Here is a 13569-nt window from a genome sequence, read left to right on the forward strand (position 1 = left end):
TGCGGTGACACGACGCCATCGGCGACAGGGTTTGGTGGCAGGGGAGGCGGGGCGATGGAGTCGGGAGGCTTCACGGCGCTGCCGGACGCGCTCAGTGCGGCGGGCCGGGCGGCCGGGGAGAAGGTGGATGGCCTACGTGGCGCTGACTGCGCTGAGCCGGCCGGACGAGTGGCTGCGACGGTGCCTGGGGGCAAGGCTGCGGCCGCGGCAGGGCGGTGCCGGGAGGCGTTGGCGGCCACATTCACCGAGTGGTGCGATGAAGCACGGCGGCTTGCCGAGCACCTGGGCACCGCGGCTGACCGCTACCATCAGGGCGATCATGCACTGGCTGGGGTGTTCCCGCAGGCCGCGCCGGGGATGAGAGGGCCGCGCTGATGGTGTCGCTCGCCGATGTCCGGGCCTGGAGCCCCGCCGCATTGGAGGACATTTTCTCGCTGCTGCAGACTTGTACCCAGATCCTGATCAATGACGGGGACGACTTCGCCAAGACCCTCCCCGTCGAGGGATGGAGCGGCGATGCCGCTGACAACGCGGCCGCCCAGCACCGCGCCCTGACACGCGGGCTGGATACCATCGCCGCGGGAGCCGCCGCCCTCGGCAAAACGATCGCGCAAGCCGCCGATGCCATCACTGGTGTCCAGAGCGCCCTCACCAATGCGGAGGATTTGGCCCACAAGTACGGCTACCAGATCACCGACGCTGGTGCTGTCGCCGACACCTTCGCCGGACAGCAAGTGCCCCCGGACCTAAACCCCGAGGACCGAGCACGCACCCACACCCAGCTGGTGGACGACGTCGCGCAGATCCTGCGCACCGCCGATGACATCGACACGGATCTGGCCTCGGTGCTGGACCGGGCAGCGGCAGGCCAGTTCGGTACCGGCGACGAATCCACTGTCGCCGCCGCTGCCGCAGACGGAGTCAAAGATCCCGGGCTCACCCTGCCCGAACCCTCACCCAATGCGACCCCGGCCGAGAACCCGGCCTGGTGGGCCACTCTCTCGACCGCGAGGCGGGCGATCCTGCTTCGTGATCACCCTGACTGGCTCGGCAACCGCGACGGGTTGCTCGCCGCTGTCCGCTCCCAGGCCAACATGGCCCGATTGCCGGCCGAACGCGCTGCCCTGGAGCAACAACGCACCGCCGCGCAGGCCATGATCGAACAAGCGAAAGCGGTCTATGACCCGTCGGGTGGAATCATGAAGGCAGCCCTGGGCCAACTGCAGCAAGCCAACGACAAACTCGCGTCACTGGATGCGATCGCGACAACGATGGGCCAGGGGGGTCGCCAACTTCTTCTGCTGGACACGAGCCATCAACGCGTCGAAGCCGCGATCGCGGTCGGCGACGTAGATAAGGCCAACAACGTCGCGGTCTTCACTCCGGGCTTCACCACGACAGTCGACGGCTCCCTGGGCAAGTACGACCAGAACATGAACGACCTCAAGGGAATGGCCAACGACATCACCGACCGCCACGGAGGCGGCCCCACCGCGACAGTCACCTGGATCGGATATCAAGCTCCGCAGCGGGACGGTGTCGCGGATCCCAGACAGTCGGTGGCCAGCCCCGAACTCGCCAAGGCCGGGGGAGACAGCCTCGCGAAGTTCTACAACGGAATCGGCGCCGGTCACGACGCATCGAATACGCCACTGCACCTCACCGCTCTCGGACACAGTTACGGCTCGACCACCACCGGGTTCGCTCTCGGACACGACACCCCTGTCGACGACGCCATGCTGTTCGGCTCCCCTGGACAGGGTTCCGACCATCTCAACGTTCCGCAGGGCCACTTGTTCAACGAACACGACGCAGGTGACGACCTGGTGCCGAACATCCACGGGACACTCGGACCGAGCCCCTATTACAGCCCGGACGCGATGTCGCAGTACCACCAGATGTCCACCGACGCCAGCGCTACAGAGCTCGGCCAGCTCAACGCCACCAGCGGCCACAGTGGATACCTCGACGGCAAATCCACCAGTCTCTACAACATGGCTGCTATCACCACCGGACACCCCGACCTTGCGCAATACAAGGGCACTGTCATCGCTGGAGCTCCCCGATGAGGCGTCACCGCGGCGCGCGGTGGACTATGAACCTGCTGATCGTCCTTGCCGTAGGCAGCGCTGCCGCATGCGGCGCGACCGACGACTCTTCAGGAGGAAACGTGAACGCGGATACCGCGAAGACGTTCGCGGCTCTGATGCAACGACCGAACATCGAAGATGCGACGCAGCAATACCTCGCCATCGATACCGAGCTTCGCCAATCGCTGTCGCGCGAGATCGCATCCTTGAAAACCTGGACCAACGGCAGCGAAGGTTCACGGGCCTCCTGCGCCGGTGACTACCCCGGAATCGACGCCGACGGCGTCACCGGCAGTCTGGCAAGTCACATCGTCGCGGGAAACCTGCCCGAAAGCGACTATGAGAAGGCTTTGACCGTGATTGGAACCGTGGCGCAGAAGTACGGGTTCACACCGCAACCTCAGCGCTTGCACGACAGTCCCGGATCTCACGACGCGATCTTCCACAACACACACGCCGACGGCGAGATCTCCTTCGGCAGCGCACAGAACACCAGCCTCCGCATCAACCTCGGTTGCCACCTCACCGCTGCGGCCAAGAAACGCGGAATCCCTGCGCCAGCGCCAACCGACTAAGCATCCCCAGTGCCGTAGCCGACCCCTGCTCATCAAGAGCTGCCTCGCGGCGAGCGTCTCGGTTGAACCCGGCCGCCGCACTGTCATCGGGGCAGCCGGCGCGGCGTCCGGGAGACCAGCCTGATGAATAGGTGTAGACCTGTAACCCTCGGCGCTCCCTGATCGACTGTCGAGCATGGCCCGTGACGAGCAGGTCAACCAAGCGTTCATGCTGTGGCTGGCCGAGAACAACGCGAACCGACCCAACCCTGACGAGATCTTGAACTTGGGTGCCGTTGACCCGGGTGGTGTTGCAATTACGTCGGACGAGCTAGAGGCGGGCACGGAGTACCTGGAAGCGGTTGGGCTGATCAAGGGACAAGAGCTGGAACCGGCCGATGCCGCTGCGTGTGAGCATCACTCCGGACGGCCTGCGCTGTGTCCGCGAGTTCAACGGAGACGTGTCCGCATTGAACGCCAGTCAGCGGCCCTCGTACACCGACCAGTCGGTGAATGTGAGCGCTGGGCGCAACGCTCAGGTTGTTGGGCACAGCCAGAACGTCAATCAGGCGCAGAACGCCAGCGCGGTCAACGTCGAAGGCCTGGTAGAAGCGGCCGCGGGTGCCCGGGCGCTCTTGCCGAGCCTCGCCGGTGTCGATGGTGTGGATCATCGTGAGGTTGAGGCGGTGGCCGCCGAGATCGAGATCGAAGGAAAGGCGACCGTACCTGATCAAGCGAAGCTGCGTCGGCTGGGAACTCGGCTGAAGGACCTCCTTGGCCCGGCGGCAGCTGGGCTGGCTCTGGCCAAGTTCACCGTCGCAGTCATTACCGCCGCGCTGCCTGAGTTGTCGCGCTCCCCAGGACCGACCTGAGGAGCGCGCCGCCGCCGGCCTTCGGGAACCATCACTCGGGCGTCTCGAGTCCATGGCGCCCCCATCCGCGAGCGTCCGCGTCGATGAACCGGATGATCACCACTGGCAACACCTCGACGGGAGGAGTGTCCACGTCAGGTCCGGTGCGAGCCGTCGCAACCTGGACATGGTGCGTACCTCCTGTTTGCCGTGGATGACGGGAACCAGGAAAGCGACGCGAAGTACATTTTGCGTACATGCCGGGCAAACCACCTGGTAGCAACGGGTGTCCCGACGGCGAACGGCCTCGACCGACCCTGTTTTCGACGCCGGCCCCGACAGCGGAAAACCATTCCGTGAAACGCATTCACACCACTGCGCCTGCCCACCACGCGAGGCGTCCTCCCGTACATTCTCCCTACAAGCACCGGGGAGGGACATGACCACCACGACCACCGGGAACCGCCGGCGGCTCGGCGCGCCCGACTGGGTGCGCTGGGGATTCGTGGTGTTCCCGTTGATCATCTCGATCCCGTACCTCACGGGGTGGTGGGCGTGGGTTCTGTTCGGCGTGACGCTGGTGGCGTCGGCGCCGTTGCTGCCCGCGACGCCGGAGTCGAGGCCGGCGTGGGTGTTGCCGGCGGCGATGCCGGTGGTGGTCGCGGCGGCGGGCGCGCTGTGGGTGCTCGAGCCGAACAGCTGGATGTCGGTGGCGATGTTCAGCACGACGTTCTACACGCTGCGGACGTTCGGCCGCGCGCTGACCGCGGTGGTGCTGGTGTCGAGTGCCGGCGCGATCGTCGCGTGGGCCGTGGTGCACCAGCTCGAATGGCTGAACGCGCTCGCGCTGTTCGCCATCCTCATCGTGATGGTGCTGCTCGCCGCGAGCCGGCGCGACCGTGCGGCGCGGCTGGAGCAGACAGAGCTCGCGCTGGCCCGCGCACAAACCGCCACCGAGGAGCACGCGCGCGCCGCAGCGCTGGCCGAACGCACGCGCATCGCCCGCGAGGTCCACGACGTCCTCGCCCACTCCCTGGCCGGCCTGGCGCTCAACCTGCAGGGCGCCCGGCTGATGCTCGTGCGCGACGGCGCCAGCCCCGAAGCCGTCGCCCAGATCGAACGCGCCCAGAAGCTGGCCTCGGACGGGCTGTCCGAGGCGCGCAAGGCCGTCGCGGCGCTGCGGGAAGACGCGGTGCCCGCGCAACGTGCCGTGGCCGACCTGCTCGCGGGCTACCGCCTGGACACGGGGGCGCGCGCCGACCTGGTCGTGGACGGCGAGCCGCGGGACCTCGACGCCGGCGTGACCACCGCGCTCGTCCGCGCCGTGCAGGAGGCGCTGTCGAACACGCGCAAACACGCGCCGGGAGCCGACGTGGACGTCAAGCTCGCCTTCGCGGAGTCACACGTCGAGCTGACGGTGCTCGATCGCCAGGGTCGCCGTCCGCCGGACGCGCCCGCGGCGGGATACGGTTTGCGCGGTATGGCCGAGCGGGTCGCGCTGCTCGAAGGAAAGCTGGACAGCGGGCCGGGAGAGGACGGATGGCGGATTCACCTGACGGTACCGGCGTGAACCTGCGCGTGGTGCTGGCCGACGACCAGGCCGTGGTGCGCGAGGGCCTCGTGACGTTGCTGGGGTTGCTGCCCGGCGTCGAGGTGGTCGGCGCGGCCGCCGACGGCGACGCCGCGCTGGAGCTCGTCGCCGAGCACCACCCGGACGTGCTGCTGGTCGACCTGCGCATGCCCCGCCGCGACGGCGTCTCCACCACCGAGGCCGTCCGCGAGCGCTACCCCGCCACGGAGGTCGTCGTCCTCACCACCTACACCGACGACGAGTCCCTGCTCGGCGCCCTGCGCGCCGGCGCCCGCGGCTTCCTCACGAAGGACGCCGACGCCGAGGCCATCGCGCGTGCGCTGCGCTCCGCCGCGGCCGGGCAGTCCACAGTGGACGGCGAGCTGCAACGCCGCCTCGTCGACGCCGCCACGCGCCGGGCCCCCGTGCGCGCGGCCGAGGTCGAGGGTCTGACGGCGCGCGAGATCGAGGTGCTGCGCCTCATCGCGGCGGGCCTGTCGAACACGGAAATCGCGCGGGAGCTCGTGGTCAGCGAGGCCACGGTCAAAACGCACGTGAACCACCTGTTCTCCAAGGCCGGCTTGCGGGACCGTGCGCAGGCGGTCGCGTTCGCGTACCGGGCGGGGATCGCGGACTAGCGCCGTACAGCCTCGACGTACGGCCGCAGCGCGGCGGCGAAAGCCGCGTCCGGGACGGAGTCGGGGACGACGGTGTCGCCGACGACGCCGCCCTCCTCGAAGGCGAAGCGCTGACGGACTCCAAGACCGTCCACCAGCACACCCCCGCCCTCCTCGGGGGGCGTCCCCAGTCCCAGTTTACCGAGGTGAGGGGCCAAAATCGGCCGAGCGGAGAAACTGTGGACAACTGAGGCAAGGCGGGGTCGGGGTGTGGACAAGTCAGCCGGGACCACCACGTCACCACGAAGGTCGCTCAGAAGCCCAGCGCCGGCTTCCCACCCGTGACCGGCAGGGTCAGCGACGTGCGCGTGAGGTCCAGCGACAGCCCGGCTCCCGGACGCGGCCGCAGGGTGTAGTCGTGGTCGCTGGAGGCCACGAGGAACTCCAGGCGGTGCCCGGCCGCCAGCACGTAGTCCTTCGGCATCAGGGAAACCCCGATGCGGTACGAAGTCCCGGGCACGATCGGCGAAGTCACCGAAGGCGAAACACGGTTCTGCGGGTCGGTCCAGCCGCGCGTGATCACGAAGGACTTGCCGTCCGGGGCGCGGTCCAGCAGCGCCACCGTGACGTTGGCGGCGGGCCGGTCGAACGACAGTTGCAGGTCGGCCCGCGCGGTGCCCGAGAGGCGCAGCGGCGACTTCACCGCGGGAGTCCCGTACAGAAGGCGATTGCCCGATGATGCCGCGTCGGCGAGTTGCTGCACGGTCTTCGAGGCGTCGTCGGCCAAGACCTCCACCGTGGGACGGCCGGGCACGGCGACGGCGGAAAGTGTGCCCTTCGCGCGGCCGCCCGGCCACGGGTGGACCTGCACGTCACGAGTGCCGGGCGCGGGCCAGTCGGCCTCGTCGACCCAGGACTTGTCCTCGCGCTGGATCGTGGCCTTCGGTTCGCGCTCGATGCCGTTGTCGACCCCGTAGAGGTAGTGCGAGAGCCACTTGTTCAAAGTCACGAGCCACACGTCGCGGCGAAGCGACAGAGGGTCCGCGTGGCCCGACTGGTGCAGCCAGATCTTGTGCTCCACCCCGTGCGCCTTCAAGGCTTCGTACCACGAAGCGACTTGGTCGGTCTTCACGTTCCAGTCGTTCAGCCCGTGCACGGCGAGCACGGACGCGTGCACCAGCTCGGCGTCGTTGCGGTAGTTCCGCACGTCCCAGAACGGCCCGTAGTCCCCGGTCACCCGGTCCTGGTCGGCGGTGAGCCCGTCGATCACCGGACGGCAGATCTGCCGGTCGGCGCGCGTGTAGACGTACTCGGCCAGCACGTCGGCGTCCTCGCCCTGGAAGCCGCCGGCGGCGACGACCGCGCCGTCGTTGCGGTAGTACTCGTACCAGTTCGAGATCGCGGCGATCGGCACGATCGTCTCGAGACCGAGAACACCGGTGCTCGCGACGGCGTTGGGCAGGGTTCCGTTGTAGGACACGCCCATCATGCCCGTGTGCCCGGTGCTCCAGCCCGCGGTCACGGGCGCGCCGGCCTCGTCGCGGGCCGGGGCGCGGCCGTTGAGCCAGTCGACCACCGACCGCGCGCCGACGGTCTCGTTCACGTCGCCGGTCGTCGGGCAGCCCGTGGACAGCCCCGTGCCCAGGGATTCCCCGTACACCACGGCGAAGCCGCGCGCGGTGAAGTAGTCCTGGTAGCTCCAGCGGATCGGCGGCGCCGCGTGCGGGCCGACGCCGGTGGCGGCAACCCGAGAGGAATCCGGCACCGACAGCTCCACGTCCACGTTGTGGTTCGCGACGTCGTTGCCCCCCGCGAAATACGGGCTCGCCTCGTAGACCACCGGCACCTTCATCCCGGCGTCCGTCGCGCGTGGTCGCACCACCTGCGCGTGGACGAGGTCGTCCTGCCCGTCGTGGTCGCTGTCCACCGGTGCGGTGACCCAGACGTCCTCGCGCACCACGTCGGCCGGGTCGAACACCGGCTGCGCCTGCCCGTCGGAGAACACCGGCGCGGGTGGCGGATCCGCCTGCGCCACCCCCGTTCCGAGCGGAAGCACGAGCACCGCAGCGAGCACGGACGCGATCCGAGCAGCTCCCACCAGAACCCCCAAGCCGGACGAAGCGGGCGATCACCCCCGACACTTCCGGCAACCGCGGCCGCCGTCAACCGACTAACGTCGGGGTCATGGATGCTCCGATCGTCGCCGTGACCGTCTACCCGCAGCACGCGCGGATCACCCGCCGCGGCCGAGCGAACCTGGCCGAGGGCGCCCGCGTGCGGATCACCGGCCTGCCGCTGGCGCTCGACGCGGAATCGGTGCGCGTCACGGGAACCGGCGCCGCGCTGATCACCGGCGTCGACGTCGGTTACGAGCAGCACGCGGGCCCCGCCGACCCCGCGCTCAACGCGCTCGTCGAGCAACGCCGCACGAACCAAGCCGCGATCGACGCCGTCGCCGACGACGAAGCAGCCGAAGCGGCGAAGGTCGAGCTGCTCACGGGCGCGGCGAAACGCAGCGGGGCGAGCTTCGCGAAGGCACTGGCGTCGGGCGTCGCGGGCCCGACGCGCGTCGAGGAGGTCACCGAGGCGCTCGGCGGCCAGCTCGCCGCCGCACTGCGCACGCGCCGGGCACTCACCGAACGCCTTGAGCGGATGCGCGAAAACCTCGCGGCTTTGGAACGCCGGATCGCGAACCACAGCGCACAGTCCGAACAGGACAGTGCCGGCGTCACCGTAGACCTCGAACCGCAGGAAGACACCGGAGAGATCGAAGTCGAACTGTCCTATGTGGTCCCCGGCGCCAGCTGGGAGCCGGGTTACGACGTGCGCGTGCGCGACACCGACGTCACCGTGACCTCCTTCGGCCTGGTCAGCCAGCACACCGGCGAAGACTGGCCGGAGTGCGAGCTCGCCCTGTCGACCGCGCGCCCCGCGAGCACCGTCGTGGTGCCGGAGCTCGACCCGTGGTTCCTCGACCGCGTGCAGCCGGCCCCGCCGGCCCGGCCGATGGCCGCGTTCGCCGCGGCCGCGCCCGGCAGCGCCGCCGTGCGGGACAAGGCCGTATCGTTGCGCCGCATGGCCCCGGTGTTCGCCGAGGCGGAGCAGGGCACCACCGCGGTCACCTACCGGCCGTCGCACCCGGTCGCGATCCCGTCGGGCTCGCAGGGGCACCGGACCACGCTGGCACAGCTCGATCTGACGGCCGAGCTCGGCTACGTGACCGCGCCCGTGCAGGCGACGGAGGCATACCTGCGCGCGACCGTGGTGAACACCGGCGAGCACACGCTGCGCGCCGGGCGCGCGTCCGTCTTCCACGACACCGAGTTCGTCGGCACCACCCGGCTCGATCTGTGGGCTCCGGGCGAAGAGCTCGAGCTCGCCCTCGGCGTGGACGACCGCATCCGCGTGGAACGCGACCTCGTGCGACGCACGGCGAGCAAGGCCACGCTGTCGGGCCAGCGCCGCCGCGAAGCGGAGTACCGCACCACGGTGACCAACCACAGCCCGCGCGAAGCAGTGGTCACCGTGCTCGACCAGGCACCCGTCTCCCGCGACGAAGCCATCACGGTGCGGGACGTACGCGCGACGCCGGACCCGGTGGAGACCACCGACCTCGGCGAGTTCACGTGGCGGCTCACGCTCGCGCCCGGTGCGACCGGGACGGTCACGCTCGCCTACCGCGTGGACGTCGCCAAGGGGGTGGAGCTCAGCGGCTGGCGGGAATGACCCCGCCTGCCCTGAGAGACTCAGCCCTGCGCGATGTAGGCCTCGAGCTGCTCCTGGCTCTTCTCGAGCTGCTCGATCCGGGACTTCACCACGTCGCCGATGCTGATGATGCCGGCCAGGCGGCCGTCTTCGAGCACGGGCACGTGCCGGATGCGGCGTTCGGTCATCAGCACGCTCAGCTCGTCGACCGAGTCGTCGGGCCCGGCGCTGGCCACCATCTTCGTCATGATGTCCGCGACGGGACCGTCGAGGACCATGGGACCGTGATCGTTGAGCCGACGCACCACATCGCGTTCGGACACGATCCCCGCTATGGCGCCTTCAGGTGTCACCACCACCATGGCACCGACGTTGTGGCGGGCGAGCCCGGCGAGCAGTTCGGTCACCGTGGTCCCCGGAGCCACCGTGGCGACAGCAGCGCCTTTGGACCGGAGCAGATCCGCGATCCGCATGGTGTTCCCCTCTCCTCGTCGAGTTGGGTCACACCAGGTTAGGGCCCGGGTGCCGAGTGCGAAAGTCCGGCGAGCCGCGTTCACCCGTGGTATGGAGTGCTCACACCAACCGTTCTGCCAGGCCTTCCAGCGCGGCGCGAATGCCGGCGGCGTAGTCGTCCTCGCCCAGCGCGTCGAGCTTTTCCCGGGCCGACGCGAGATGCCGGCGCGCGGCGTCGAGGTCACCGAGCTTGCGGTAGTCCTCGCCGAGGTTGAGGTGCAGCGAAGGGTAGAAGCCGCGTACGGCGAGCGTCGAGTGGTACTGCTGCGCGCGTTCGTCGGTGAGGGAGTCCGCGGCGGAGAGGGCACGAAGGTCCCACTCGAGCTCTTCGGCCGGCTCGTCGCAGACGTCGGCGAGGTGGTGGGCCAGCGCGCAGCGGTGCAGCGGGTCGCCGTCCTCGCCGATCTCCTGCCACAGCGCGAGGAAGGTCTCGCGCGCGCCCGCGCGGTCGCCCGCGATGTGCTTGCGCAGGCCCGCGTCGATCGCCACCATCACGTCGTCGGTCATCGCACTCCCTCGTCGAACACCCGGCGCAGCCGGGCCAGTCCCGGTTCGATGGCCTCGGCCGCGATCGCACCGTAGCCGAACAGCAATCCGTGGCAGGTCCGGGTCATCGAGAAGTCGCCGAGGGACAACAGGCGTACGCCGGCGTCGCGCGCGTTGCGGGCCACCAGGCGCAGATCGCGGTCGGCCGAAGCGCCGAGGTGCAGTCCGGCCGCCGCGGGTACGGGGTCGAGCACATCGCCGAATTCGCTGCGCAGACCGTCGACGAGGATGTCGTGGCGTTCGCGGTAGATCTTGCGCATCCGCCGGATGTGGCGCGCGAAGCCGCCTTCGTCGATGAAGTCGGCCAGCACGGCCTGTTCGAGCGCGGGCGTGTGCCAGTCGGCGAGGTACTTCGCCTTGGCGAGCGCGCCCACGAGCGACGGCGGCGCGGCCAGGAACCCCACCCGCAACGCCGGCGAGAGCACCTTCGACATCGACCCGACGTACACCACGCGGCCGCGGGAATCCAGGCTGTGCAACGGTTCCAGCGGCCGTCCGGTGTAGCGGAACTCGCTGTCGTAGTCGTCCTCGATGATCACCGCGCCCGTGCGCTCGGCCCAGTCGAGCAGTTCCTGCCGCCGCGCCAACGACATCGCGACGCCGAGCGGGCACTGGTGCGAGGGCGTCACGTACACAACCCGCGTGCCGGCCGGGATCGCCTCGACGACAATCCCCTCGCCGTCCACCGGCACGCCCGCGACGCGCATGCCCAGAGTGCCGAGCAGCAGCCGCGGCGGCGGGTACCCGGGATCCTCCACGGCCACGAGGTCACCGGCCTTCAGCAGGACCCGCGCGACGAGGTCCACGGTCTGCTGGACTCCCGTCGTGACAACGATGTCCTCCGGGCGCACGCGGACGTTGCGCGACACCCCGAGGTGGCGCGCGAGCCCCTCGCGCAGCCGCGGATCGCCCTGCGGTGCGCCGTACATGAGCAGATCGGCCTGCGACGCGCGCAGCCGCTGCGTCATCAGGCGACGCCAGGTGTCGAACGGGAACAGCCGCACATCGGGCACGCCGGAGCGGAAGTCGTACTCCGCCACGGGCCCGAACGAGCGCGGCGGGCGAGGCACCGCCGCCCACTCCGGACGCGGGCGCACGGCCTCCTCGGGCTGCTCGGCCGCCGGCTCGGCGGGCCACGGCGCCGCACCCGACCGGACGAACGTGCCCGCGCCGGGGCGGGCGTTGAGGAACCCCTCGGAGGCGAGGCGTTCGTAGGCCGCGCTGACGGTGGTGCGCGAGACGGTGAGCCGCTGGGCCAGCTCGCGCGTGGGCGGCAGCGCGTCACCGTCGCGGATCCGGCCATCGAGCACGGCCTCCCGGATCTGACGGTAGATCTCGTCGCGGTGGCCTCGGCGGCCGGTCAGGTCGATGTGCAGGTCCACCTCGCCAGCCTAGATTGGTCCACCGGAGTTCGGCTGTTTTTGGACCTTCAGCTGGTCCGCTGAGGCGGTTAGCGTCCGGGTATGACCACGTTCGAACTCGACCGCCAGTCTCTGCTCGTCCTCGACAAAATCGTGGCCGGAGCCACCGAGAAGGACCTTTCCCGCCCCACCCCCTGCGAAGGCTGGACGCTGGCCGACCTGCTGCGCCACCAGGTCAGTGAAAACCACGCCTTCGCCGAAGCCCTGCGCCGCGGCGAAGCGGCCGACTGGGATGCCGGGCGCCTCGGCGAAGACGCGTACACCTCCTACGCCGCGTCGGTCGACGACTTCCTCGCCGCATACGGCGAGGAGGGCGCCCTGCGCCGCCAGGTGAAGATCCACGAGATCGGCCCGTTCGCCGCCGAGATCGCCGCGGCCATGCACCTCGTCGACACGGTCGTGCATGGCTGGGACCTCGCGAAGACCTTCGGCGTGGCGTACGAGCCCGCGCCGGAAGCGGTGACGGCCGCCCTCGGCTTCGCCGCCATGGTGCCCACCGACCCGGCCGAACGCGCGGTGAGCGGCGCGTTCGGCGCGCTGGTCGAGGTGCCCGAGGGCGCCGATGAACTCGACCGGCTGATCGGGCTGCTGGGACGCGACCCGGGCTGGAAGCTCAGCTGACCTTGTCGGCCGGCGCCGACCACGTGTTGCACGCGGCCGTGTTCTGGGCCGTGAAGCCGGCCTTCGCCCAGGACAGCTGGTGAGCGCGGCTGCCGTGGTCGTCGCTGTCGTCGGCGCGGCCGTAGTCGGCGACAGCCGCGTTGGCCGTGGCGCGGCTGATCGAGCCGCGCCCCTCCGCGGCGGCGATGAACAGCGCGCCGAAGCAGTTGGCCTGCAGCTCGATGCGCCGCACCAGCGCCAGGTCCGCGGGGCTGTCCTGGTCCGGTGAGCTCATGCGGTCGGCCGCCGCGGTCAGAATGCCGCTTTCGCTCTGCACGTGGTGGCCGTACTCGTGCGCGATGGTCGCGAGGTGGCGCGAGCGGTTCAGCCCGGCGTCCGAGAGCATCCAGTCGGTGGGGGCGTAGATCGTGGTGTCGCCGCCGCAGTAGTAGGCCACGGCCTGGTCCTTCGACGGCGCCGCCCCGCACGCGCTCACCTTCGGCAGCGTCACGGAGACGGCGACCTTCACGCTCGGCTCATCCGCGCGGTCGAGCGCCGGGCGCCACGCCTGCTCCAGGCAGCCGGTGAGCGCTTCGTAGAACGCCGACAGCTGGGGCCCGGTGTCCCCCAGCTGCGGCAGCTCGCACGACACCGCGCCGAGCTTCACGCCGTTCGCCAGGATGGGGTTGGTTTCCAGCTCGGGCACCGCGCGGGGGTCGGCGCGGGCTCCGTCGCCTGGCGACGCGTCGGAGCGGTGCACGGAGATCGGCACGGCGATCGCGTGGCCGGACAGCTCATTCGGGACCACGGCCATGACCCCGGCCGTGGCGACCAGGATGACGAGCGCGATAGCTCCGCCGACGACCCCGCCGTTACGGCGGCGCGGCGGACCGTACGAAACCGGTGCCCACGGATTCACGGCGGGTGGCCGGGCCGCCATCGGCGGCGGTGGCGGCGGCCCGGCCGGCTCCCTCGGCGGCACCCCGCCCGCGTTTTCGCTCAAGTGCGCTCGCTCCCCCTGTCACCTGCGCGCTCCAGCATACGGAGCACCCGGCCGGGCGGGATCACGAAACGGGAACGCCGGACGGGTGGCCGGAACCCC

Annotated in this window: 14 protein-coding genes; 8 read left to right on the forward strand and 6 right to left on the reverse strand. The window is 70.1% G+C overall.

Annotated features, from left to right (window positions below):
* Positions 1-54 precede the first annotated feature (54 nt).
* The 6 genes from AB0H62_RS47175 to AB0H62_RS47200 all read left to right on the forward strand — a co-directional run bounded on the left by AB0H62_RS47175 (position 55) and on the right by AB0H62_RS47200 (position 5703).
* Positions 55-375, forward strand: a complete 321-nt coding sequence (locus AB0H62_RS47175) for a type VII secretion target (RefSeq protein WP_360592624.1) — start codon at positions 55-57, stop codon at positions 373-375.
* Positions 375-2069 carry an alpha/beta hydrolase gene (locus AB0H62_RS47180; protein ID WP_360592625.1) on the forward strand — a complete coding sequence of 565 codons (1695 nt, stop codon included), beginning with the start codon at positions 375-377 and terminating at the stop codon, positions 2067-2069. Before AB0H62_RS47175 ends, AB0H62_RS47180 begins: the two co-directional genes overlap by 1 nt.
* A 26-nt stretch (positions 2070-2095) precedes the next feature.
* Positions 2096-2665, forward strand: a complete 570-nt coding sequence (locus AB0H62_RS47185) for an LppA family lipoprotein (protein ID WP_360592626.1) — start codon at positions 2096-2098, stop codon at positions 2663-2665.
* Between the two features lie 377 nt (positions 2666-3042).
* Positions 3043-3516: a hypothetical protein gene (locus AB0H62_RS47190; RefSeq protein WP_360592627.1), complete on the forward strand. Its 474-nt coding sequence runs from the start codon at positions 3043-3045 to the stop codon at positions 3514-3516.
* A 418-nt stretch (positions 3517-3934) separates the two neighbouring features.
* Positions 3935-5065, forward strand: coding sequence for a sensor histidine kinase (locus AB0H62_RS47195; RefSeq protein ID WP_360592628.1), 1131 nt, complete (start codon positions 3935-3937; stop codon positions 5063-5065).
* Positions 5062-5703, forward strand: coding sequence for a response regulator transcription factor (locus tag AB0H62_RS47200; protein WP_220247489.1), 642 nt, complete (start codon positions 5062-5064; stop codon positions 5701-5703). The genes AB0H62_RS47195 and AB0H62_RS47200 overlap by 4 nt, the downstream gene beginning before the upstream one ends.
* On the opposite strand, the gene AB0H62_RS47205 is transcribed toward AB0H62_RS47200, so the two are convergent.
* Both AB0H62_RS47205 and AB0H62_RS47210 read right to left on the reverse strand, forming a co-directional pair.
* Complete coding sequence (locus AB0H62_RS47205) at positions 5700-5837, reverse strand: hypothetical protein (RefSeq protein WP_220238123.1); 138 nt, start codon at positions 5835-5837, stop codon at positions 5700-5702. The genes AB0H62_RS47200 and AB0H62_RS47205 overlap by 4 nt on opposite strands.
* A 158-nt stretch (positions 5838-5995) precedes the next feature.
* Positions 5996-7780: a Xaa-Pro dipeptidyl-peptidase gene (locus AB0H62_RS47210; RefSeq protein ID WP_360592629.1), complete on the reverse strand. Its 1785-nt coding sequence runs from the start codon at positions 7778-7780 to the stop codon at positions 5996-5998.
* 86 nt (positions 7781-7866) lie between these two features.
* Between AB0H62_RS47210 and AB0H62_RS47215 the strand changes: the two genes are divergently transcribed.
* Positions 7867-9408: a DUF4139 domain-containing protein gene (locus AB0H62_RS47215; protein WP_360592630.1), complete on the forward strand. Its 1542-nt coding sequence runs from the start codon at positions 7867-7869 to the stop codon at positions 9406-9408.
* 20 nt (positions 9409-9428) lie between these two features.
* Here AB0H62_RS47215 and AB0H62_RS47220 read toward each other — a convergent pair whose 3' ends face one another.
* The 3 genes from AB0H62_RS47220 to AB0H62_RS47230 all read right to left on the reverse strand — a co-directional run bounded on the left by AB0H62_RS47220 (position 9429) and on the right by AB0H62_RS47230 (position 11828).
* Complete coding sequence (locus tag AB0H62_RS47220; protein ID WP_220238120.1) at positions 9429-9860, reverse strand: CBS domain-containing protein; 432 nt, start codon at positions 9858-9860, stop codon at positions 9429-9431.
* Between the two features lie 100 nt (positions 9861-9960).
* Entirely contained in the window at positions 9961-10407 is a 447-nt protein-coding gene (locus AB0H62_RS47225; protein ID WP_360592631.1) for a hypothetical protein, read from the reverse strand.
* On the reverse strand, positions 10404-11828 hold the full coding sequence (locus tag AB0H62_RS47230) for a PLP-dependent aminotransferase family protein (protein ID WP_360592632.1): 1425 nt from the start codon (positions 11826-11828) through the stop codon (positions 10404-10406). The genes AB0H62_RS47225 and AB0H62_RS47230 overlap by 4 nt, the downstream gene beginning before the upstream one ends.
* Before the next feature lie 81 nt (positions 11829-11909).
* On the opposite strand from AB0H62_RS47230, the gene AB0H62_RS47235 reads away from it, so the two are divergent.
* Positions 11910-12488, forward strand: coding sequence for a TIGR03086 family metal-binding protein (locus AB0H62_RS47235; protein ID WP_220238117.1), 579 nt, complete (start codon positions 11910-11912; stop codon positions 12486-12488).
* Here AB0H62_RS47235 and AB0H62_RS47240 read toward each other — a convergent pair.
* A complete protein-coding gene (locus AB0H62_RS47240; protein WP_360592633.1) occupies positions 12481-13470 on the reverse strand; it encodes a neutral zinc metallopeptidase in 990 nt (329 codons plus the stop codon). The genes AB0H62_RS47235 and AB0H62_RS47240 overlap by 8 nt on opposite strands.
* Positions 13471-13569: the final 99 nt, after the last annotated feature.

Origin of the sequence: Amycolatopsis sp. NPDC050768 (assembly GCF_040654155.1) — a bacterium.
Taxonomy (GTDB): domain Bacteria; phylum Actinomycetota; class Actinomycetes; order Mycobacteriales; family Pseudonocardiaceae; genus Amycolatopsis.

Excerpts from the sequence above, each read along its gene's own strand:
- AB0H62_RS47225 (WP_360592631.1), bottom strand. The coding sequence starts at position 10,407 with ATGACCGACGACGTGATGGTGGCGATCGACGCGGGCCTGCGCAAGCAC.
- AB0H62_RS47220 (WP_220238120.1), bottom strand. The coding sequence starts at position 9,860 with ATGCGGATCGCGGATCTGCTCCGGTCCAAAGGCGCTGCTGTCGCCACG.
- AB0H62_RS47185 (WP_360592626.1), top strand. The coding sequence starts at position 2,096 with ATGAACCTGCTGATCGTCCTTGCCGTAGGCAGCGCTGCCGCATGCGGC.
- AB0H62_RS47190 (WP_360592627.1), top strand. The coding sequence starts at position 3,043 with ATGCCGCTGCGTGTGAGCATCACTCCGGACGGCCTGCGCTGTGTCCGC.
- AB0H62_RS47175 (WP_360592624.1), top strand. The coding sequence starts at position 55 with ATGGAGTCGGGAGGCTTCACGGCGCTGCCGGACGCGCTCAGTGCGGCG.
- AB0H62_RS47235 (WP_220238117.1), top strand. The coding sequence starts at position 11,910 with ATGACCACGTTCGAACTCGACCGCCAGTCTCTGCTCGTCCTCGACAAA.
- AB0H62_RS47215 (WP_360592630.1), top strand. The coding sequence starts at position 7,867 with ATGGATGCTCCGATCGTCGCCGTGACCGTCTACCCGCAGCACGCGCGG.
- AB0H62_RS47195 (WP_360592628.1), top strand. The coding sequence starts at position 3,935 with ATGACCACCACGACCACCGGGAACCGCCGGCGGCTCGGCGCGCCCGAC.
- AB0H62_RS47180 (WP_360592625.1), top strand. The coding sequence starts at position 375 with ATGGTGTCGCTCGCCGATGTCCGGGCCTGGAGCCCCGCCGCATTGGAG.